The organism is Rhodanobacter lindaniclasticus, from assembly GCF_004799035.1.
Lineage (GTDB): Bacteria > Pseudomonadota > Gammaproteobacteria > Xanthomonadales > Rhodanobacteraceae > Rhodanobacter > Rhodanobacter lindaniclasticus.
In genome coordinates, this window is record NZ_MWIO01000026.1 from 112,675 (window position 1) to 131,952 (window position 19,278).

Annotated in this window: 23 protein-coding genes; 9 read left to right on the top strand and 14 right to left on the bottom strand. The window is 68.6% G+C overall.

Going from position 1 to position 19,278, the window contains the following annotated elements; genetic code table 11:
* Nucleotides 1–72: 72 nt before the first annotated feature.
* Nucleotides 73–930, top strand: coding sequence for a PA4780 family RIO1-like protein kinase (locus B1991_RS09195; RefSeq protein WP_136258425.1), 858 nt, complete (start codon nt 73–75; stop codon nt 928–930).
* Between the two features lie 46 nt (nt 931–976).
* Here B1991_RS09195 and B1991_RS09200 read toward each other — a convergent pair whose 3' ends face one another.
* On the bottom strand, nt 977–1,411 hold the full coding sequence (locus B1991_RS09200) for an FKBP-type peptidyl-prolyl cis-trans isomerase (RefSeq protein ID WP_136258426.1): 435 nt from the start codon (nt 1,409–1,411) through the stop codon (nt 977–979).
* Between the two features lie 57 nt (nt 1,412–1,468).
* Nucleotides 1,469–2,026, bottom strand: a complete 558-nt coding sequence (locus tag B1991_RS09205) for a YaeQ family protein (RefSeq protein ID WP_136258427.1) — start codon at nt 2,024–2,026, stop codon at nt 1,469–1,471.
* Nucleotides 2,027–2,098: 72 nt separating this feature from the next.
* On the opposite strand from B1991_RS09205, the gene B1991_RS09210 reads away from it, so the two are divergent.
* Nucleotides 2,099–2,992, top strand: coding sequence for a pseudouridine synthase (locus B1991_RS09210; protein WP_136258428.1), 894 nt, complete (start codon nt 2,099–2,101; stop codon nt 2,990–2,992).
* 42 nt (nt 2,993–3,034) lie between these two features.
* On the opposite strand, the gene nth is transcribed toward B1991_RS09210, so the two are convergent.
* Nucleotides 3,035–3,673, bottom strand: a complete 639-nt coding sequence (gene nth, locus B1991_RS09215; RefSeq protein ID WP_136258429.1) for an endonuclease III — start codon at nt 3,671–3,673, stop codon at nt 3,035–3,037.
* Complete coding sequence (gene rsxB / locus B1991_RS09220; RefSeq protein ID WP_136258430.1) at nt 3,670–4,278, bottom strand: electron transport complex subunit RsxB; 609 nt, start codon at nt 4,276–4,278, stop codon at nt 3,670–3,672. The genes nth and rsxB overlap by 4 nt, the downstream gene beginning before the upstream one ends.
* A 72-nt stretch (nt 4,279–4,350) precedes the next feature.
* On the opposite strand from rsxB, the gene B1991_RS09225 reads away from it, so the two are divergent.
* The gene (locus tag B1991_RS09225) at nt 4,351–4,641 is read left to right on the top strand and encodes a hypothetical protein (protein WP_136258431.1); all 291 of its coding nucleotides are present in this window, start codon (nt 4,351–4,353) and stop codon (nt 4,639–4,641) included.
* Nucleotides 4,642–4,716: 75 nt separating this feature from the next.
* Here the strand turns inward: B1991_RS09225 and metG are convergent, their stop codons facing one another.
* Nucleotides 4,717–6,810 carry a methionine--tRNA ligase gene (metG, locus tag B1991_RS09230; protein WP_136258432.1) on the bottom strand — a complete coding sequence of 698 codons (2,094 nt, stop codon included), beginning with the start codon at nt 6,808–6,810 and terminating at the stop codon, nt 4,717–4,719.
* Between the two features lie 176 nt (nt 6,811–6,986).
* Between metG and B1991_RS09235 the strand changes: the two genes are divergently transcribed.
* Nucleotides 6,987–8,147 (top strand): MFS transporter, encoded by a 1,161-nt coding sequence (locus tag B1991_RS09235; RefSeq protein WP_246031117.1) that lies wholly within the window; start codon nt 6,987–6,989, stop codon nt 8,145–8,147.
* 77 nt (nt 8,148–8,224) lie between these two features.
* On the opposite strand, the gene B1991_RS09240 is transcribed toward B1991_RS09235, so the two are convergent.
* Nucleotides 8,225–8,689: a DUF2147 domain-containing protein gene (locus tag B1991_RS09240; RefSeq protein ID WP_136258434.1), complete on the bottom strand. Its 465-nt coding sequence runs from the start codon at nt 8,687–8,689 to the stop codon at nt 8,225–8,227.
* A 171-nt stretch (nt 8,690–8,860) separates the two neighbouring features.
* Here B1991_RS09240 and apbC point away from each other — a divergent pair, with 171 nt between their 5' ends.
* From apbC to B1991_RS09260, 4 genes are all read left to right on the top strand, one after another.
* Complete coding sequence (apbC, locus tag B1991_RS09245; protein ID WP_136258435.1) at nt 8,861–9,955, top strand: iron-sulfur cluster carrier protein ApbC; 1,095 nt, start codon at nt 8,861–8,863, stop codon at nt 9,953–9,955.
* Complete coding sequence (locus tag B1991_RS09250) at nt 9,952–10,494, top strand: NADPH-dependent FMN reductase (protein WP_136258436.1); 543 nt, start codon at nt 9,952–9,954, stop codon at nt 10,492–10,494. Before apbC ends, B1991_RS09250 begins: the two co-directional genes overlap by 4 nt.
* Before the next feature lie 170 nt (nt 10,495–10,664).
* Complete coding sequence (gene dcd, locus B1991_RS09255) at nt 10,665–11,231, top strand: dCTP deaminase (protein ID WP_136258437.1); 567 nt, start codon at nt 10,665–10,667, stop codon at nt 11,229–11,231.
* Nucleotides 11,232–11,314: 83 nt separating this feature from the next.
* Nucleotides 11,315–11,812, top strand: coding sequence for a hypothetical protein (locus tag B1991_RS09260; RefSeq protein WP_136258438.1), 498 nt, complete (start codon nt 11,315–11,317; stop codon nt 11,810–11,812).
* Between the two features lie 84 nt (nt 11,813–11,896).
* On the opposite strand, the gene pcp is transcribed toward B1991_RS09260, so the two are convergent.
* Genes pcp through B1991_RS09300 form a run of 8 tightly spaced genes read right to left on the bottom strand, consistent with a single transcriptional unit; the run spans nt 11,897 to nt 17,771 of the window.
* Complete coding sequence (gene pcp, locus B1991_RS09265; RefSeq protein WP_136258439.1) at nt 11,897–12,553, bottom strand: pyroglutamyl-peptidase I; 657 nt, start codon at nt 12,551–12,553, stop codon at nt 11,897–11,899.
* A gap of 14 nt (nt 12,554–12,567) precedes the next feature.
* Nucleotides 12,568–13,536: a 5-oxoproline transporter, DUF979 family subunit gene (locus B1991_RS09270; protein WP_136258440.1), complete on the bottom strand. Its 969-nt coding sequence runs from the start codon at nt 13,534–13,536 to the stop codon at nt 12,568–12,570.
* A gap of 2 nt (nt 13,537–13,538) precedes the next feature.
* Nucleotides 13,539–14,228 (bottom strand): DUF969 domain-containing protein, encoded by a 690-nt coding sequence (locus B1991_RS09275; protein ID WP_136258441.1) that lies wholly within the window; start codon nt 14,226–14,228, stop codon nt 13,539–13,541.
* The gene (locus B1991_RS09280; protein WP_136258442.1) at nt 14,225–14,989 is read right to left on the bottom strand and encodes a LamB/YcsF family protein; all 765 of its coding nucleotides are present in this window, start codon (nt 14,987–14,989) and stop codon (nt 14,225–14,227) included. The genes B1991_RS09275 and B1991_RS09280 overlap by 4 nt, the downstream gene beginning before the upstream one ends.
* Nucleotides 14,986–15,981 (bottom strand): 5-oxoprolinase subunit C family protein, encoded by a 996-nt coding sequence (locus tag B1991_RS09285; RefSeq protein WP_136258443.1) that lies wholly within the window; start codon nt 15,979–15,981, stop codon nt 14,986–14,988. Before B1991_RS09285 ends, B1991_RS09280 begins: the two co-directional genes overlap by 4 nt.
* Entirely contained in the window at nt 15,978–16,733 is a 756-nt protein-coding gene (gene pxpB / locus B1991_RS09290; RefSeq protein WP_246031118.1) for a 5-oxoprolinase subunit PxpB, read from the bottom strand. The genes B1991_RS09285 and pxpB overlap by 4 nt, the downstream gene beginning before the upstream one ends.
* Nucleotides 16,687–17,106 carry an HIT domain-containing protein gene (locus B1991_RS09295; RefSeq protein ID WP_136258445.1) on the bottom strand — a complete coding sequence of 140 codons (420 nt, stop codon included), beginning with the start codon at nt 17,104–17,106 and terminating at the stop codon, nt 16,687–16,689. Before B1991_RS09295 ends, pxpB begins: the two co-directional genes overlap by 47 nt.
* Nucleotides 17,103–17,771: a dienelactone hydrolase family protein gene (locus B1991_RS09300; protein WP_136258446.1), complete on the bottom strand. Its 669-nt coding sequence runs from the start codon at nt 17,769–17,771 to the stop codon at nt 17,103–17,105. The genes B1991_RS09295 and B1991_RS09300 overlap by 4 nt, the downstream gene beginning before the upstream one ends.
* 108 nt (nt 17,772–17,879) lie before the next feature.
* Here B1991_RS09300 and rimO point away from each other — a divergent pair, with 108 nt between their 5' ends.
* Nucleotides 17,880–19,217: a 30S ribosomal protein S12 methylthiotransferase RimO gene (rimO, locus tag B1991_RS09305; protein WP_136258447.1), complete on the top strand. Its 1,338-nt coding sequence runs from the start codon at nt 17,880–17,882 to the stop codon at nt 19,215–19,217.
* Nucleotides 19,218–19,278 lie beyond the last annotated feature (61 nt).

Below are 19,278 nucleotides of genomic sequence, written 5' to 3' on the forward strand. Positions count from 1 at the left end.
CCTCGCCACGGGCGCGGCCGGCGTCGGCCATAATGGGTGTTCCCCCGTCGCCGCATTGAAGCCAAGCCACCGATGAAAACCCCCAAGGGCCTGCAGGAGCTGATCGACGACGGCGTGATCGACCAGGTGCTCAGGCCGCTCAAGAGCGGCAAGGAAGCCTCGGTGTACGTCGTGCGCTGCGGCGACGAGGTGCGCTGCGCCAAGGTCTACAAGGACATGGCCCAGCGCAGCTTCCAGGCGCGCGTGCAGTACCAGGAAGGGCGCAAGGTGCGCGGCAGCCGGCAGGCGCGGGCGATGGGCAAGGCGACGAAGTTCGGTCGCCGCGAGGCCGAGGAGGCGTGGAAGAACGCCGAGGTCGACGCGCTGTACCAGCTCTCCGCCGCCGGCGTACGCGTGCCGCGGCCGTACGGCTACTTCAACGGCGTGCTGGTGATGGAACTGGTCACCGATGCGGACGGCCATTCGGCGCCGCGGTTGGGCGAGGTCGAACTGTCCGCCGACGAGGCGCGTACATACCACCGGTTCCTGATGCAGCAGGTCGCCCGCATGCTGTGCGTGGGGCTGATCCACGGCGACCTGTCCGAGTACAACGTGCTGGTCGGGCCGCACGGTCCGGTCATCATCGACCTGCCGCAGGCGGTCAGCGCCGCGGGCAACAACAGTGCACGCACCATGCTGCGTCGTGACGTGGGCAACATCACTATCAGCCTGTCGCGTTTCGCGCCCGAGCTGCTCGACACCCACTACGGCGAGGAGATGTGGGCGCTGTACGAGCTGGGCGAGCTGCATCCCGATACCGAACTGAGCGGCCAGTTCGAGTTCGACGAGCACATCGCCGACGTCGACAGCGTGATGCAGTCGATCATCGACGCCCGCGAGGAAGCGATCATCCGCCAGCAGGGCAGGGAAGCCGCCGAGCGGGAATTGTAGGTGGGCATCTGCAGGGCGGGCACTGCCCGCCAGCGGTCGAGCCGCCTCAGGGCTTCTGGACGTCCAGCAGTTCCACGTCGAACACCAGCGAGGCGTTCGGCGGAATGTCGTCGCCGGCGCCGCGTGCGCCGTAGCCCAGTGCGGCGGGGATCAGCAGGGTGCGCTTGCCGCCCACGCGCATGCCGGCCACGCCCTGGTCCCAGCCGGTGATGACGTTGCCGGCGCCGAGCACGAAGGAGAACGGCTCGCCGTGGTCACGCGAGCTGTCGAACTGGCTGCCGTGCTTGTTGCCGGCGGTCTCGTCGTACAGCCAGCCGGTGTAGTGCACGGTGACCTTCATGCCCGCCACGGCTTCGGCGCCGGTGCCGACCTTGCTGTCGACCACGGTGAGCTGGTCCACGCTGCCGTGGGTGCGGATGGGTGCCGGCGCCGTGCAGGCGGCGAGGGAGATCAGGACGAGCAGGGAAAGCAGCCAGCGCATGGGGCAACTCCGGTACGGACAGGTGGTGAAAGGGTTGAGGGCAGGGACGCGACAGGATCAGGCCGCGGCGGTGGTCGGCGCCATGCGCACGAGCGGATCGACCGCCACCGCGTCGGCGTCGTTCATCAGTTGCAGCTGGCCGTCCTGGACCAGCGCCTGCAGTCGCATGCCCCGCTGCAGCAACGTGACCAGGGTGGCGACGGTGTCGGCGTCGATGTCCAGCACGGTGAGGTTGCGGTGGCGGGCCAGCGTGGCGGCGTGGCGGTTCCACCAGAGTTCCGCCGCGTTGCCGCCGTAGTTGACCACCACCACCTGGCGTGCGCGGCCGCAGGCCTTGCGGATGCGTGTCTCGTCGGGCTGGCCCACGTCGATCCACAGCTCGATCTCGTCGGTGTACGCCTTGCGCCACAGCGCCGGTTCGTCCTCGTCGCTGAGGCCCTTGCCGAACTCCAGTCGCTCGTCCGCATGCAGGGCGAAGGCGAGCAGCCGCACCATCAGGCGCTCCTCGGTTTCCGACGGGTGGCGCGCCAGGGTCAGCGCATGGGTGGCGTAGTAATGCCGATCCATGTCGCTGATCTGCAGTTCGACCTTGTAGATGGTTGAGTTGAGTGCCATGCGCATGCCGGAGGACAACAGCCGCGCATTGTACGCGGCGCGGCGCCGGGCTGCCGCTAGACTGGCGCGATCATGTCGAATGTCCCCTTCCGTCGTGACCGCGACGCCAGCACCGTGCACCTGCCGCCCGGGCCCTGGCGGAACGCGCTCGACGCGCTGTGCGCGCACTTCCCCGCGATCAGTCGCGCGCAATGGCTGGACCGGATCGCGCGCGGTCGCGTGCTCGACGGGGAGGGCGTGGCGATCGACGCGCACACGCCCTGCCGCGCAGGGATGCGCCTCCACTATTACCGAGAGGTGGCGGACGAGGCGGAGATCCCGTTCGTCGAGACGGTCCTGCACGCGGACGAACACCTGGTGGTGGCGGACAAGCCGCACTTCCTGCCGGTGACCCCGGCCGGCGGTTTTGTCGAGCAGACCCTGCTGCGCCGATTGATCCGCCGGCTGGACAATCCGCAGCTCGTGCCGCTGCATCGGATCGATCGCGCCACTGCCGGGCTGGTGCTGTTTTCGGCGAATCCCGCCAGCCGCGCGGCCTACCAGTCGCTGTTTCGCGGGCGGCGCATCGACAAGTGCTACGAGGCGCTGGCCCCGGCCTTGCCGGCGGAGGTTTTCCCGCTGTGCCGGCGCTCGCGCATCGTGCGGGGCGAGCCGTTCTTCCGCATGGCCGAGGTCGAGGGCGAGCCCAACAGCGAGACGCGCATCGAGGTGATCGAGCGCGGCGACACCGGGTGGCGCTATGTGCTGCATCCGGTGAGCGGGCGCAAGCATCAGTTGCGGGTCCACATGGCGGCGCTGGGTGCGCCGATCCGCAACGACACGTTCTATCCCGCGCTGGCGGAGGCGACAGCGGACGATCATCGGCACCCGTTGAAGTTGCTGGCGCGGGAGTTGGCGTTCGTCGATCCGCTGTCGGGCGAGCCGCGTCGATTCCGCAGCGGGTTGACGCTCGACGATGGCGCGTGATCGGGATGAAGGGTGGCGGGCCTGCCGACTTTCGACCGGGAGCTACTCCGCCGGCGTCTTGTGCTTGTAGCGGCACAGGTCGCGGATCACGCAATGCGGGCAGTCCGGCTTGCGCGCCTTGCACACGTAGCGCCCGTGCAGGATCAGCCAGTGGTGCGCGTCCTGCCTGAACTCGGCGGGGATGACCTTGAGCAGCTTGTCCTCCACCGTGCGCACGTCCTTGCCCGGTGCCAGCCCGGTGCGGTTGGCGACGCGGAAGATGTGCGTGTCCACCGCGATGGTCGGCTCGCCGAAGGCGGTGTTGAGCATCACGTTGGCGGTCTTGCGGCCCACGCCGGGCAGCGCCTCCAGCGCTTCACGCGTGCGCGGCACCTCGCCGCCGTGCTGCTCGATCAGCAACCGGCACAGCGCGATCACGTTCTTCGCCTTGGCGTTGAACAGGCCGATCGTGCTGATATGGCGCTTCAGCCCGTCTTCGCCCAGGTCGAGGATGGCTTGCGGCGTGTTCGCCACCGGGTAGAGCCGGCGGGTCGCCTTGTTCACGCCCACGTCGGTCGCCTGTGCCGACAGCACCACCGCCACCAGCAACTCGAACGGACTGCTGTACAGCAGCTCGGTGGTCGGGTGCGGGTCGAGCTCGCGCAGGCGCGTGAACAGTTCCACCACGTCGCTGCGCTTCATGAGGATTTCTTCGCCTTCGCGCGCGCCAGCGCGGCCAGTACCGGATTGGTCGACGCGGCGGCATCCACCGCAGCCTTGCGCGCAGCCAGCTCGGCGTCGCGCTCGGCGCTTTCGCGCGCCAGGCGGGTCTCCCGACGCCGGAAGTGCGTGCGTGCGGCGTCCGCGTGCGCCTGATCGATCTGCTCCACCGGCATCGGCACCAGCTCGATGCAGTCGACCGGGCATGCCGCCACGCACAGCTCGCAACCGGTGCAATCGTCGGCGAGCACGGTATGCATCAGCTTGGGCGCGCCGATGATGGCGTCGACCGGGCAGGCCTGGATGCACTTGGTGCAGCCGATGCAATCGGCTTCCACGATGCGTGCCAGCATGCGCGGCTTCTCGACGCCGCAGTCGGCGTCCAGCGGCAGCGGCGGCCTACCCAGCAGGTTCGCCAGCTTCGCGATGCCGGCCGCGCCGCCGGGCGGGCAGCGGTTGATCGCCGCTTCGCCACGCGCGATCGCCTCGGCATACGGCCGGCAGCCATGGTAGCCGCACTGCTCGCACTGCGTCTGCGGCAGCAAGGCGTCGATGCGGTCGGCCAGGATGGCGATGGGATCACTCATGCGCGGAGGCGGGGTGGGCGATAATCGAGGCCCATTGTCCCGCAATTGCCGATGACCTGTTGGAGTGTCGCCATGAAACCATCGTTCCTCGCTTCCCTGTTGCTGGCAGCCGTGCTCGGTGCCGGCGGTTCGATCCTGCTCACCCATGCTTCTCCCGCGCAGGCGCAAACGAGCACCGCATCCACCGACACCGTCACCATCTTCGTCGACGCCACGTTCGGCTTCCGCAAGAAGCACATGGCGACCCAACTCACCAAGACGCATGCCGAATACGCCGCGCGCGGCTATCGCTACGTGGACATGGCCCCGTACAACGAGAACGGCGACCTGGTCGGTTTCTTCGTGACTTACTCGAAGCAATGAGCCGGGCGGCGGGCACGGCCCGCCGCGCACACCCGGATGCATCGAAGAGCCGGCGCGCGGTGCCCGCCCTGCGTGTCAGCGCACGGTGGCGCCGGGCTTGGCGCCCTGGTCGGCATCGAGCAGGAACAGGTCGCTGCCGCCGTCGCCGGCGGAGAGGATCATGCCTTCGGACAGGCCGAAGCGCATCTTGCGCGGGGCCAGGTTGGCGATGAACACCACGTTGCGGCCGACCAGCTTCTCCGGTTCTGCGTAGGCGGCGCGGATGCCGGAGAAGATCTGGCGCGTGCCCAGCGCGCCGGCGTCCAGCTCGAAACGCAGCAGTTTGTCCGAGCCCTCCACGAATTCGCAGACGGTGACCTTGCCGATGCGCAGGTCGAGCCTGGCGAAGTCGTCGATGCCGATGGTGGCGGGTGCGTCGCCGGCAGCGGGTGCCGGGGCTGGTTTGGCGGTGTCGTTCATGGCTTTCTTTTTCGCGGGAGCAGGTGCGGCAGCGGGAGCGCCGAGCGATTCCTTCGAGGCTTCCACCATGGCTTCGACGCGCTTGGGATCGATGCGAGCCAGCAACGGTTCGAAGGTGCTGACGCGGTGGCCGTGGAGTTCGCGGCGGGCGTCGTCGAAACCGGTGATCGGTGCGGCGAGGAACTGTTCGGCGGCGGCGACAGTGGCCGGCAGCACCGGCTTGAGCAGGCCGGACAGCAGGCGGAAGCCGTGCAGGGCCAGCGTGCAGACCTGCTGCAGTTCGGCGCGGCGGACTTCGTCCCTGGCGATCAGCCACGGCGCCTTGGCCGCGATGTAGCCGTTGACCAGATCGGCGATGGTGACGAAGCGGCGGGTGACTTCGGCGAACTCGCCGGTTTCATACAGCGCGTCGATGCCGTGGTAATGCGACAGCAGGGTCTGCCACAGCGCGGCTTCCTCGGCTTCGAAACGGTCGGCCAGCTTGCCGTCGAAGAACTTCTGCACGAAGCCGGCAGTGCGGCTGGCGATGTTCACCCACTTGCCGACCAGGTGCGAGTTGATCCGCTCCTCGAACGCCTTCAGGTCCAGATCCACGTCCACCGGCGCGTCGTTGAGCATGGTGGCGAAGTAGTAGCGCAGGAACTCCGGATGGATGCCCGCGTCGAGGTAGGTGCGCGCCTGGATGAAGGTGCCGCGCGACTTGGACATCTTGGCGCCGTTCACCGTGAGGTAGCCGTTGACGTGCAGTGCGGTGGGCGTGCGGAAGCCCGCGCCGTGCAGCATCGCCGGCCAGAACAGGCCGTGGAAGTTGATGATGTCCTTGCCGATGAAGTGGTGCATCTCGGTGGTGCTGTCCGGCCCGAGGAAGTCGTCGAACTTCAGCCCGGTCCTGTCGCACAACGCCTTGAAGCTGGCCAGGTAACCGACCGGCGCGTCCAGCCACACATAGAAGAACTTGCCCGGCGCGTCGGGGATCGGGAAGCCGAAGTAGGGTGCATCGCGCGAGATGTCCCAGTCCTTCAGGCCGCCGTCCAGCCACTCGCGCAGCTTGGCAGCGACGCCGCTGTCGGCCACCGGTTTGCCATGGGTGAACTTGCCGGCGAACCAGTCGCGCAGCAGCGGCTCGAATTTGGAGAGCTCGAAAAAGTAATGCTCCGAATCGCGCAGTTCCGGCTTGGCGCCGGACATCACAGAATACGGGTTGATCAGGTCGGTGGGCGCATAGGTGGCGCCGCAGTTCTCGCAGTTGTCACCGTACTGGTCCGGCGTCTTGCACACCGGGCAGGTGCCCTTGATGTAGCGGTCGGGCAGGAACATCTGCTTCTCGGGGTCGAACAACTGCTGGATGTCGCGCCTGGCGATGTAGCCGGCGTCGCGCAGGCGCGTGTAGATCAGCGAGGCCAGCTCGCGGTTCTCGTCCGAATGGGTGGTGTGGTAGTGGTCGAAGCTGAAGTTGAAGTCGGCGAAGTCGGCTTCATGGCCGGCGCGGATGCCGGCGATGAAGGCCTCCGGCGTCATGCCGGCCTTCTCGGCGGCCAGCATGATCGGCGTGCCGTGCGCGTCGTCGGCCGCCACGAAATGCACCTCGTTGCCCATCATCCGCTGCGCGCGCACCCAGATGTCGGTCTGGATGTAGCCCAGCATGTGGCCCAGGTGCAGCGGACCGTTCGCGTAGGGCAGGGCGTGGGTGACGAGCAGGCGACGACTCATGAGGTACGGGGCTTCCTTGAGGGACTGCGCATTATGGCATGCGCCTCTGCCGGTATTGGCCGTCCGGATGGCCGTGTGGCGGCGCGCGTGACGCTTGCATGCGGGATTTCTCCATCGGCGGCGCCCGCGCGATTGTGTACAGTGCCGTGTCTGGTGTCGCGGGTTTCGGAGCGCATGTGAGCAGAGTCATTTCGGCAGCCGTGGATCGCGGCGGCCTTGCACCGGCGGCGCGCGCCACGCGGTTGATCTTCCTGGTGTCGGGCATCGGCATGGCGGCGTGGGCGCCGATGGTGCCGTACGCGAAGGCTCGGCTCGGCCTGGACGATGCCTCGCTGGGCCTGGTCCTGCTGGCCTTCGGCGGTGGCTCGATGCTGGTGATGCCGCTGGTCGGCTGGCTCACCCAGCGATATGGCAACCGGCGGGTGATCGTCGTCGGCGGCGTGTTGCTGTGCGTGGCGCTGCCGGGGTTGGCGCTCGCCGCCCACGCGGTCGCGCTGGCGACGATCCTGTTCTGCTTCGGCATGGCGCTGGGCGCGGTCGACGTGGCGATGAACGCGCATGCGGTGGAAGTGGAGCGCCGCGCCGGGCGACCGATGATGTCGGGCTTCCATGGCCTGTTCAGCGTCGGCGGTCTGGGCGGCGCGCTGGGCATGAGCGTGTTGCTGGCGCTGGGCCTGCCGCTGTTTGCCGCCGCGCTGCTGGTTGCGGCGTTGCTGGCGGCGGTGGTGGCGGTGCAATGGTCCAGCCTGCTCGACGAAGCGCGCGCCACGGTGGCCCGCGCCAAGGCGTTCGCCATGCCGCGCGGCATCGTGCTGCTGCTGGGCTTGCTCTGTTTCATCAGCTTCCTGGCCGAGGGCGCGATGCTGGACTGGAGCGCCGTGTTCCTGCGCGAATTTCGAGGTTTCGACGCGGCCACCGCGGGCGTCGGCTATGCCGGATTCTCGGTGGCGATGGCGCTGGTTCGCCTGGTCGGTGACCGGGTGGTGGCGCGCATCGGCCCGGTGCTGACGGTGCGCCTGGGCGCCAGTCTGGCGGCGGCGGGCTTCCTGCTGGCGACGCTGGTGGCGTGGCCGCCGGCGGCGCTGATCGGCTTCGTGCTGGTGGGTTTCGGCGCCGCCAATATCGTGCCGGTGATGTTCGGCGCGGCTGGCCGGCTGCCGGGCGCGTCGCCGGAAATCTCGCTGGCCACGGTGACCATGCTGGGCTACGCGGGCCTGCTCAGCGGCCCGGCCCTGATCGGCTTCCTGGCCCAGGCCAGCAACCTGGCGGCGGCACTGGCCGCGGTGGCCGGATTGCTGCTGCTGACTGCCGCGTCGGCGCGGTGGGTGCGTGAGTGAACATCGGCGGCACAGATGAGACGCCCCGCACCGGTGGCCGGGGCGGGGCGTCGAAGGTCAGATGATGAGGCGCAACCTCAGGGCTGGCGTTCCCACTGCTGCGAACGGCCGACCCAGGAAAAGCCGATGTAGCCGCGCACGTTGAGCTTCTGGCCGCCGTCGAGCATCGACAGCTTGACCTTGTAGACCTTGCCGGTTTTCGGGTCGAGGATGTGGCCGCCGCTCCAGACGTCATCGTCCTGGTGCACGCCCCACATGATGTTCATTCCCTCGATCGGCTTGTCCTTGCGCTCGCCGTCGCATTTCTTGCACAACGCCACCTCGCCGTCGCGGGCGATGTCTTCGGGACTGCGGTTGAGCAGCTTGACGATGGTGGCCTTGAGTTCGCCGTTCTCGTCGGTGATCTGCACGATCGACTTGGCCTGGCCGCTCTCGTCGTCGATGGTTTTCCAGTTGCCCACGGGGGTGTCGTTGGCGGCCAGTGCCGAGCCGGCGGCGAGCAGCAGGCAGGTGGCGAAGGCAAAGCGTCGTGCTGACTTCATGGCGTCTCTCCCGTACGAAAGCGTATGGAATCGAGACTGGCGAGGTTCGGCGAGGCCGTCAAGCTGCATTGCGCCATGGCTGCCGGCGCGCCGGTACGGCGCTGATCTGTGTCAGCCGGCCGTTTGCAGCGCGCTGGCATAATGGGCGTCTCTCTCGATGACCGAACCGACATGACGCAGGCGAATGAAGCCCTGGTCCGCCAGATCCTGGGCGGGCTGATCGATACCCATACCGGCGCCCCGCTGGGCGAGGCCGTGCGCGCCGTGGGCGTCGATGGCGGTCGGGTTTCGGTGGACCTGCAGCTCGGTTATCCCGCCGCCGGCGCGATCGAGGCGATCACCGCGCGGGTGCGCGAGGCGTTGCAGGCCGATCCGGGCATCGAGTCGGCGACGGTGTCGATCACCAGCCGCATCCACGTGCACAAGGTGCAGGGCACGCTGGGGCCGCTGCCGAACGTGAAGAACATCATCGTGGTCGCCTCGGGCAAGGGTGGCGTGGGCAAGTCCACCGTGTCGGCCAACCTGGCGCTGGCGCTGCAGGCCGAAGGCGCGAAGGTCGGCGTGATGGACGCCGACATCTACGGCCCCAGCCAGCCCACCATGCTCGGCGTGCACGGCAAGCCCGCCTCGCCCGACGGCAAGAGCATCCTGCCGATGCAGGCGCACGGCATGCCGGTGATGTCGATCGGCTTCCTGGTGGAGGAAGACACGCCGATGATCTGGCGTGGCCCGATGGTGACACAGGCGATGATGCAGCTGATCACCGACACCCGCTGGGAGCAGCTCGACTACCTCGTCGTCGACCTGCCGCCCGGCACCGGCGACATCCAGCTCACGCTGTCGCAGAAGGTACCGGTGGCCGGCGCGGTGATCGTCACCACGCCGCAGGACATCGCCCTGCTGGACGCGCGCAAGGCGCTCAAGATGTTCGAGAAGGTCGAGGTGCCGGTGCTCGGCGTGGTGGAGAACATGGCCACGCATGTCTGCTCCAACTGCGGGCACGAGGAGAACATTTTCGGCGAGGGCGGCGGTGAGCGCATGGCCACGCAGTACGGCGCGGCCTACCTCGGCTCGCTGCCGCTGGACATCCGCATCCGCGAACAGGCCGACGGCGGCAACCCGTCGGTGGCGGCGATGCCGGACTCGGACATCGCAGCGCGTTACCGCGAGATCGCCCGCAACGCCGCCGGCCGGCTGTCGCGCCAGCCGCGCAACAAGTCGCTGGGACTGGGCAAGATCGTGGTGCAGGGCGTGCCCTCTGCATGACGGCGCCGCGGCGCGTGCTTTGCCTGTGCGGCAGCTTGCGCCGGGTGTCGTCGAATCGCGCCGCGCTGGAAGCCGCGCGCCAACTGGCCACGGCACCGCTCGACCTGGTATTGCATGACGCGCTGGGCGCGCTGCCGCTGTTCAATCCGGATGACGAGGTCGACCCGCTGCCGCCATCGGTGCTGGCCTTGCGCGAAGCCGTCGGCGCCGCGGATGCGTTGCTGATCGCCTGCCCCGAATACGCCCATGGCGTGCCCGGCGCGTTCAAGAACCTGCTCGACTGGCTGGTCGGCAGTCTGGAGTTCCCCGGCAAGCCGGTGCTGCTGCTGAACACCAGCGCGCGCGGCTCCTGCCATGCCCAGCAGGCGCTGGCGGAGGTTCTCTCCACCATGTCCGCTCGCCTGCTGGCGGTGCAACCCGTGACGGTGCCGCTGCCCGGCGCCGGTTGCATGGCGGCGCAGGTGCTGGCCAGCGCGGAATGTTGTGCGGCGCTACGCACGGCGCTGGATATGCTGGCCGACCTCCCGCCCCACCTGTAGGAGCCCGCTGGCGGGCGATGCTCTTGGCGGAATTCGGGAAGAGCATCGCCCGCCAGCGGGCTCCTACGAGTGGCAGTAGTGCGGCCGGCTGGCGCAGCGGTATCCCGACCATGTATTTTTGTCGTTTTGCACCCGACCTGACGGGCGCAACGCCATCGACCGGAGAGCGCGTGAGCATCAAATCCGACAAGTGGATCCGCCGCATGGCCGCGGGCCAGGGCATGATCGAGCCGTTCGAGCCGGGCCAGGTCAAGCAGAACGACAGCGGGCGCATCGTCTCCTACGGCACCTCCAGCTACGGCTACGACGTGCGCTGCGCGCGCGAGTTCAAGATCTTCACCAACATCAACTCGACCATCGTCGACCCCAAGGCATTCGACCCGGACAGCTTCGTCGACGTGCAGTCGGATGTATGCATCATCCCGCCGAACTCGTTCGCGCTGGCGCGCACGGTGGAGTACTTCCGCATCCCGCGCAACGTGCTGGTGGTGTGCCTGGGCAAGAGCACCTATGCACGCTGCGGCATCATCGTCAACGTGACGCCGCTGGAGCCGGAGTGGGAAGGCCACGTGACGCTGGAGTTCTCCAATACCACGCCGCTGCCGGCGAAGATCTACGCCAACGAGGGCGTGGCGCAGATGCTGTTCTTCGAGTCGGACGAGGAGTGCGAGACCAGCTACAAGGACCGCGGCGGCAAGTACCAGGGCCAGCAGGGCGTGACCCTGCCGCGTACCTGACCGCAGGTTCCCGCGGGTCACGCCCGCGCCGCGCCGGGCTGCTAGACTCCACCGTTGCCCGAACGCCCTGTCTGGAGAGCTGCATGAGCCGAATGTCCACCCTGCTTTTCCGCCTGTCTGCCGCGATCATGCTGGGCAGTGTCCTGCTGCTGGCCGGCTGCCATCGCAATCAGGTCAAGCAAGAGCAAAACCTGGCGGCGTCGATGAAGGGCCAGTTCGACCTCACCCTGCAGGCCTACAAGGACGGCCAGTTCCTGCTCGATGGCGGGGTGCTGTCGGCGGTCGACGTGGGCAGCCATTTCGCCTACCTGCGCGACCAGGGTCATCTGCCCAAGAAGGTGCTGCTGATCGACAGCGACGACGCCAAGGTGGGCAAGAAGCACCTGCAGTACCTGGCGCGGATGGCGATCGACTACCACTTTGGCGCCTATTTCTTCGACAGCAAGGGCCGCCTCACCGAGATCAGCCCGGTCGACGTCAAGGCACGCAAGCTCGAGGATTACCACAAGCCCGAGCGGCAACCGCAAAGCGACCAGGGTACGGACGCCAGCGGCCGCTCCTACGACGCGGCGGGGCACTGATCCGGGCGGCGCAGCCGGTCGTGAAATGGAAAAGCCCGTGGCGCGAGCCGCGGGCTTTTTCGTTGGCGGGGCCATGCCGCAGCTTCAGTCGAGCGTGCCCGCGCCGCGGCGGATGTCGCGCGGGGTGACGGCCGCCACCCGCAATGCGATTTCCAGGCCGCGCACCATCTCCTCCAGCGCCATGCTGGGCGCTCCGTGTCGCGACGCGGCCTGCAGCGGCAGCCAGGGGATATGGATGAAGCCGGCGCGCACACCGCGCTTGCGCGCGGCCCAGTGCAGCATCGCGTAGGCAAGGTGATTGCACACGTAGGTGCCGGCGGTATGTGAAATCGCCGCGGGCACGCCGGCCTCGTGCAGCGCGGCCAGCATCGCCTTCAACGGCAGGGTGCTGAAGTAGGCCGCAGGCGCGCCGGCGATCACCGGCTCGTCGATCGGCTGGGCGCCGGCGTTGTCGGGAATCCGCGCGTCCTGCAGGTTGATCGCCACGCGTTCCAGCGACAACTGCGTGCGTCCGCCGGCCTGACCCACGCCCAGCACGATCGCCGGTGCCGTTTCGCGCAGCGCGGCCTTGAGCAGGCGCAGCGAGGCGGCGAACTCGGTGGGGATCTGCCGCGCCACCACCCGGTGCCCGCCGATGCGCCGCCCGTGCAGGGCGCGCGCGGCTTCCCACGAGGGGTTGATCGTCTCGCCGCCGAACGGGTCGAAGCCGGTCAGCAGGATGCGTGGCAGGGTCTTGCTCATCGGGCCTCGCACGTTCAACGAAAGACCAGCAGCCACATCATGGTGAACGTGCTGGCGAAGATCCACACGGCGCTCCAGGCTTGCGCCTTGATCACGCCGTACGGATTGCGCAATTCCAGCAGCGCCGCCGGCACCAGGTTGAAGTCGGCCGCCATCGGCGTCAGCAGGGTACCGCAGTAGCCGCACAGCATGCCCATCGCACCGAGGATGGCGGGGTGCGCGCCGTGCTGGTGGATCAGCAGCGGCAGGCCGATGCCGGCCATCATCACCGGAAACGCGGCAAACGCGTTGCCCATGATGACGGTGAACAGCACCATGCCCAGCGCGAACACCGCCAGCGCCGCGGTGGCGTTGCCGGTGGGCAGGAAATCGGTGGCGATCTCGGCGATCGCCGCGCCCACGCCGCTGCGCGTGAACACCTGGCCCAACGCCGCCAGCAGCAACGGCAGCAGCGCGGCCCAGCCGATCGCGTCGAGCAACCGCCGGCCTTCGGCCACGCCTTCTAGCACCGGCGTTCGCGCCACCCGCGCAGCGGCCAGCAGGGCAATCACGCAGGCCAGCGCCAGCCCGGTCAGCGTCATCTGCGACTTGGCGAACAGCGCGAAGTGGCCGATCACCAGGTAGCCGCCGAACAAGGCCACCAGCAGGGTCACCAGCGGAATCAGCAGGGCAGGCCCGAACAGCCGGTGGCCGAGCGCGATCGCCGACTGCAGGCGTTGCTCCGCCGTGCGGTTTTCCGGATGCGCCTGGCGGCGCAACCGCGGCGCCAGGCAGGCCAGCGCGATCACGCCGATGCCGGCGATCTGCGCGGGCAGGGCGTGGCCGGCCGCGGACTGTGCCAGGATGAAATCGCCGGCGCCGAACAGCAGCCCCAGCACGATCCAGAACGCGGCATGCCAGCGGTGGCCGTCGCGCAGGTTGCGCCAGCCGCTGTAGAGCAGGAAGGCGGCGATCAGCCAGTACGCGTGTTCGATCCGCAGCATGCTCAGGCGTCCCGCTCGATGCTGGCAGCGCGTCGTTGCAGCCGGCGCTGGTACAGCCAGATGCGCACCGACTGGATGATGAAGGCGGCCACCGCGGTGGGCAGCGCCCACAAGGCGATCGCCAGCGGACTCAGTTCGATGCCGTGCTGGGTGTAGAAACCCTGGATCAGCAACACCGCGCCCAGCGCGATGAACACGTCCTCGCCGAAGAAGCGGCCGATGTTGTCGGTGGCCGCGGCGACCGCGCGCAGCTCCTCGCGATCGCCCTGGTCCAGCCGGGGCAGGATCTTCTGCGCCGCGGCCTCGCCCATCGGAGCCAGCAGCGGGCGCACCGTCTGCGCTGCGCCGGCCACGCCGGTCAGGCCCATCGTGGCCAGCAGCTGGCGCAGCAGCAGGTAGCCGACCAGCAGCCGCGCCAGGGTCAGGTTCTGCAATCGCGCCATCCAGCGCTGGGCGTGTTCACGCAGGCCGGCGCGTTCGAGCAGGCCGATCGCCGGCAAGGTCAGCACGAACAGCAGCAGCATGCGCTGCGACACGAAGCTGTTGCCCAGCAGGGCGAGCAGGTCGGGCACCGACAGGCCGGACAGAAGGCCGCTGACCAAAGCCGCCACCACTACCACCGGCACCGCGTTGAAGCGCAACGCGAAGCCGACCACGATCACCGCCACGCCGAGCAGGGGCCAGTAGTTCATGCCTCACCCGGCGCGGCGATGCGCACCCCGGCCGCTTCCAGTCCGCTGCGCAGGCTGCGCGCCAATCGAACTGCATGGACGCCGTCGCCGTGCAGACACAGCGTGTCGGCATGCATGCCGATCGTGCTGCCATCAGTGGCAGTGACCGCGCCGTTCAAGGCGATCTGCAGCGCCTGGGCGGTGGCCAGTTCGGCATCGTCGATCACCGCGCCTGCCTCGCTGCGCGGCTGCAGCGTGCCGTCTGCCCGGTAGCGGCGATCGGCGAACGCCTCGGCCACCACCACGAGGCCCAACGCCGCGCCGGCATCGACCAGCGCCGATCCGCCCAGGCCGAACAGCCGCAGACGCGGGTCGAACTGGCATACCGCTGCGGCAATCGCATCGGCCAGCGCGCGATCGCGCGCGGCCATGTTGTACAGCGCGCCATGCGGCTTGACGTGGCTCAGCCGGGTGCCGGCGGCGCGTGCAAAGCCGTGCAGCGCGCCGAGCTGGTACAGCGTCATGGCGTGCACCTCGGCGGGCGTCACGCGTATCTCGCGGCGGCCGAAACCCTGCAGGTCGGGCAGCGAAACGTGGGCGCCGATCGCCACGCCGCGCTCCATCGCCGCGGCCACGGTCTGCAGCATGGTCATGAAGTCGCCGGCATGGAAGCCGCAGGCGAGGTTGGCCGAGCTGACCACGTCGAGCAGCGCGCTGTCCTCGCCCATCCGCCAGGCGCCGAACGATTCGCCAAGGTCGCAATTGAGGTCGATGCGCGTCATGCAGGGCCAGTCATGCGGGAGAGGAATCCGTCGTGTTGCAGCCGTCGTTCGATCTGCCGGCACAAGGCGTCGAGCGCCTGCCCGCGCCGCCGCAGGCGATCCGCAGCCTGCTCCAGTGTGCCACGGCGAAAGCATACGGGATCGCCCGGCCGGCGTTGCGCCAGGTGCGGCAAGTCCACCGCGGCGAGCTGGCCGATGCGCGGATAGCCACCGGTCACCGGCGCCTCGGCCATCAGCACGATCGGCTGGCCGGAGGGCGGCAGTTGCATGGTGCCGGGCAGGCTCGCCTCGGAGATCAGCTCCAGCGGCGCGCGCAGCTGCAGGTGCGTGCCGTCGAGGCGGCTGGCCGTGCGGTTGCTGTCGTTGCCGACGCGGAACGTGCGGGTGTACAGCGCTTGTCGCGAGGCTTCGTCGAGCTGCTCACCGTGGCTGCCAGGCAGCAGCATGAGTGGTGCCTGCGCGAAATCGAACCAGGGTTGCGGGTCGAGCCGCCACGGCAGGGCGTGGGGATGATCCGATGGCGCCGCGTCGGTGGCCGTGTTGCCGAGCGGCAGCGTGTCGCCCCCTTGCAGCGCGCGGCCGAGCCTGGCGTGCAGATCGCTGCTGCGGCTGCCCAGCACGGGCGCCACGTCGAAGCCGCCGCGCACGGCCAGGTAGCTGCGGCAACCGGCGGCCATGCGGCCCAGTTGCAGCACGCTGCCGGCGGGCAGCCAGCAGGCCGCCCACGTCGGCAAGTCGGTGCCCTCGACGCGGGCAGCGATCGGTGCACCGGTGATCGCGATCCATGTCGCGTGCTCGAAGCGCAGGGTCGGTCCGAGCAGGGTGCATTCGAGCGCTGCCTCGTCGCCGCGGTTGCCGACCAGCGCATTGGCCAGGCGCCAGGCCGGCAGGTCCATCGCGCCGGCACGCCCCACACCGATCGCCGCGTGACCGGGGCGGCCACGATCCTGCAGTGTGTCGAGCAGGCCCGGTTTGAGCACATTCACGCTCATCGGCGCTGCGCCGCGTCGAGGTCGGCGAACTCCTCCGCGTCGATCGCGCGGAAGCGCACGCGGTCGCCCGCGGCCAACAACGAGGGTTCGCTTGCGTTGGCATCGAACAGGCGCAGCGGCGTGCGTCCGATCAGGTGCCAGCCGCCCGGCAGCTCGGTCGGGTAGATGCCGGTCTGCATGCCGCCAATCGCCACGCTGCCGGCGGGTACGCGGGTGCGCGGATCGGGACGGCGCGGCATGGCCAACGCGGGGTCGAGTCCCAGCAGGTAGGGAAAGCCGGGCGCGAAGCCGAGCATCGCCACGCGATAGTCGGCGCCGGCATGACGCGCGACCACCGCCTCATCGGACAGGCCCAGATGTTGCGCCAGTGCGTGCAGATCCGGGCCTTGCGAGCCGCCGTAGCACACGGGGATTTCGTGGATGCGGCCAGTGCCGGCCGATGCGTGCGCGGTTTCCAGCGCGATGCGCGCAGCCTCTTCCACGCGCTGGTGCGCACTCGTCGCATCGTCGCCTTGCCACGCCGCCGGTTCGAATCGCAACAGCACGCTGGCATAGGCCGGCACGCATTCCAGCGAGGGCAGCTCCCGCAGCGCCGCGACGGCGGCGTGCACGCGATCGTTGAGCATCGGCTCGATGCGGTCGCCGAAGCGCAGCAGCAGCGCATCCTCGGCCAGCGGCTCGAACTGGATCGCCCCGGTCGGCACGCTAGCCGGGCGCCGCGAGTGCTTGCCGCAGCGCGGCCATCCGTTCACGCAGCACGGCTTCGGCGCAGGGCTCGCGCTGGCCATGACCCCATACCGGCCCGGGCCAACCGGCATCGCCTTCGCGACGCGCCACCACGTGCACGTGCAGCTGCCGCACGATGTTTCCCAGCGCGCCCAGATTGAGCTTGTCGCACGGCATCGTCGCACGCAGGGCGGCGCCGGCGCGATTGACTTCATGCCACAGCGTGGCCTGTTCGCCTTCGTCCAGATCGGCGATCTCGACCAGGCCGTCGCGGCGCGGCACCAGCACCAGCCAGCCGTAGCGCGCATCGTCCATCAGGCGCACGTCGCACAGCGGCAGCGAGGCGAGCAGGCGCGTGTCGGCGGCCAGCCGCGGATCGAGGGTGAACGTCTCGCTCATGCGCCAGCCAGGTGCTTGTCGAAGAAGGCCAGCGTGCGCTGCAATGCCAGCTTGGCGCTGGCCTCGTGATAGGCCTTGCTGCCGTCGCGGTTGAAGGCGTGGTCCGCCGGGTAGGTGAAGACTTCCATCTGCGGCAACGCCACGCGATGTTTCTCCACCATCTCCGGCGTGATGTGCTGGTCCTTCTCGCCAAAATGGAACATCACCGGTGCCTTGGGCACCTCGTGCAGGAACGGCAGGTTGCGCGCGCCGTAATAGCTCACCGACGGCAGGCCCAGGCGAAGCGCGGCAAGCAGGGCCACGGTGCCGCCCCAGCAGTAGCCGACCGTGCCGATCTTGCCCGCCGAGGAAATGGCCTCCGCAGCGCTGGCGACATCCTCCACCGCACGATCCAGTCCCAGCTCGTTGACCAGGTTGCGGCCCTTGTTGGTGCCCAGCTGGTCATAGGCCAGCTCCACGCCGCTTTCGAGGTGGTCGAAGAATGCCGGCGCGATCGCGGTGTAGCCGAGCGAAGCGAAGTGGTCGACCACGCGGCGAATGTGCGCGGTGACCCCGTAGATTTCCTGGATCACCACCAGGCCGCCCTTGGGCTTGCCCTCGGCGGTGGCCATGTAGGCACCGATGCAGTGGGTGCCGCCGGTGGGGATGGTGATGTCCTGGCCCATGACGCTGCCTCGATGAGTTCGTGATGCGCCGATGGTAACCGCAGCGGCGAGAGTGCGGCCGTCACGTATAATCGCCGGTTTACGCGCCTCTCCCGGTAGCCGCCCGCCATGTCCCAGCCCGCCCCCAAGATCGGCTTCGTCAGCCTCGGCTGCCCCAAGGCGCTGGTCGATTCCGAGCGCATCCTCACCCAGCTCAAGGTCGAGGGTTACCAGATCGTGCCGAGCTACGGCGAGGCCGACGCGGTGGTGGTCAACACCTGCGGCTTCATCGACGCGGCGGTGCAGGAGTCGCTGGATTCGATCGGCACGGCGCTCAACGAGAACGGCAAGGTGATCGTTACCGGCTGCCTCGGCAAGCGCGCCGAGCTGATCCGCGAGGCGTATCCCGACGTGCTCTCGATCAGCGGCCCGCAGGATTACGCCAGCGTGATGAGCGCGGTGCACGAGGCGCTGCCGCCCACGCGCAACAAGTTTCTCGACATCGTGCCGGACACCGGCGTCAAGCTCACCCCGAAGCACTACGCGTACCTCAAGATTTCCGAAGGCTGCAACCACCGCTGCAGCTTCTGCATCATCCCCTCGATGCGCGGCAACCTGGTCTCGCGCCCGGTCGACGAGGTGCTGGTCGAGGCGGAGAAGCTGGTCAAGGGCGGCGTGAAGGAATTGTTGGTGATCTCGCAGGACACCAGTGCTTATGGCGTCGACGTGAAATACGCCGAGCGCACGTGGCGCGGGAAAAGCTACCGCACGCGCATGACCGAGCTGTGCGAAGGCCTGTCGGAACTCGGCGCGTGGACGCGTCTGCACTACGTCTACCCGTACCCGCACGTGGATGAGCTGATGCCGCTGATGGCGGACGGAAAAATCCTGCCGTACCTGGACATCCCGTTCCAGCACGCCAGTCCGCGCATCCTGAAATTGATGAAACGTCCCGGCAACATCGACAAGACGCTTGAGCGCATCCGCAACTGGCGCGCCCAGGTGCCGGAGCTGACCATCCGCAGCACCTTCATCGTCGGCTTCCCCGGCGAGACCGATGCGGAGTTCGAGGAACTGCTGGATTTCCTGCGCGAGGCCGAACTCGATCGCGTCGGCGCGTTCGCCTATTCGCCGGTGGACGGCGCGAAGGCCAACGAGCTGCCCGGTGCAGTCTCCGAGGAATTGAAGGAAGACCGCCTGGAGCAGTTCATGGCGGTGCAGGCGGAGATCTCCGCCGCCAAGCTGCAACGCAAGATCGGCCGCACGCTCAAGGTGCTGGTGGACGAGGCGAACGCCGACGGCGCCGTGGCCCGCTCGGCCGCCGACGCACCGGAGATCGACGGCAGCGTGCTGATCGCCGACGGCCAGTCGCTGAAGCCGGGTCAGTTCGTGGAGGTGATGGTCGAGGCGGCCAGCGAACACGACCTGCATGCGCGCCTCGCGCATCCGGCGCTCAAGGTGATTTGAACGGCAGTCGGAACGGCATCAGAGCTTCTTTCATGCTCGTCATTCCCGCGCAAGCGGGAAT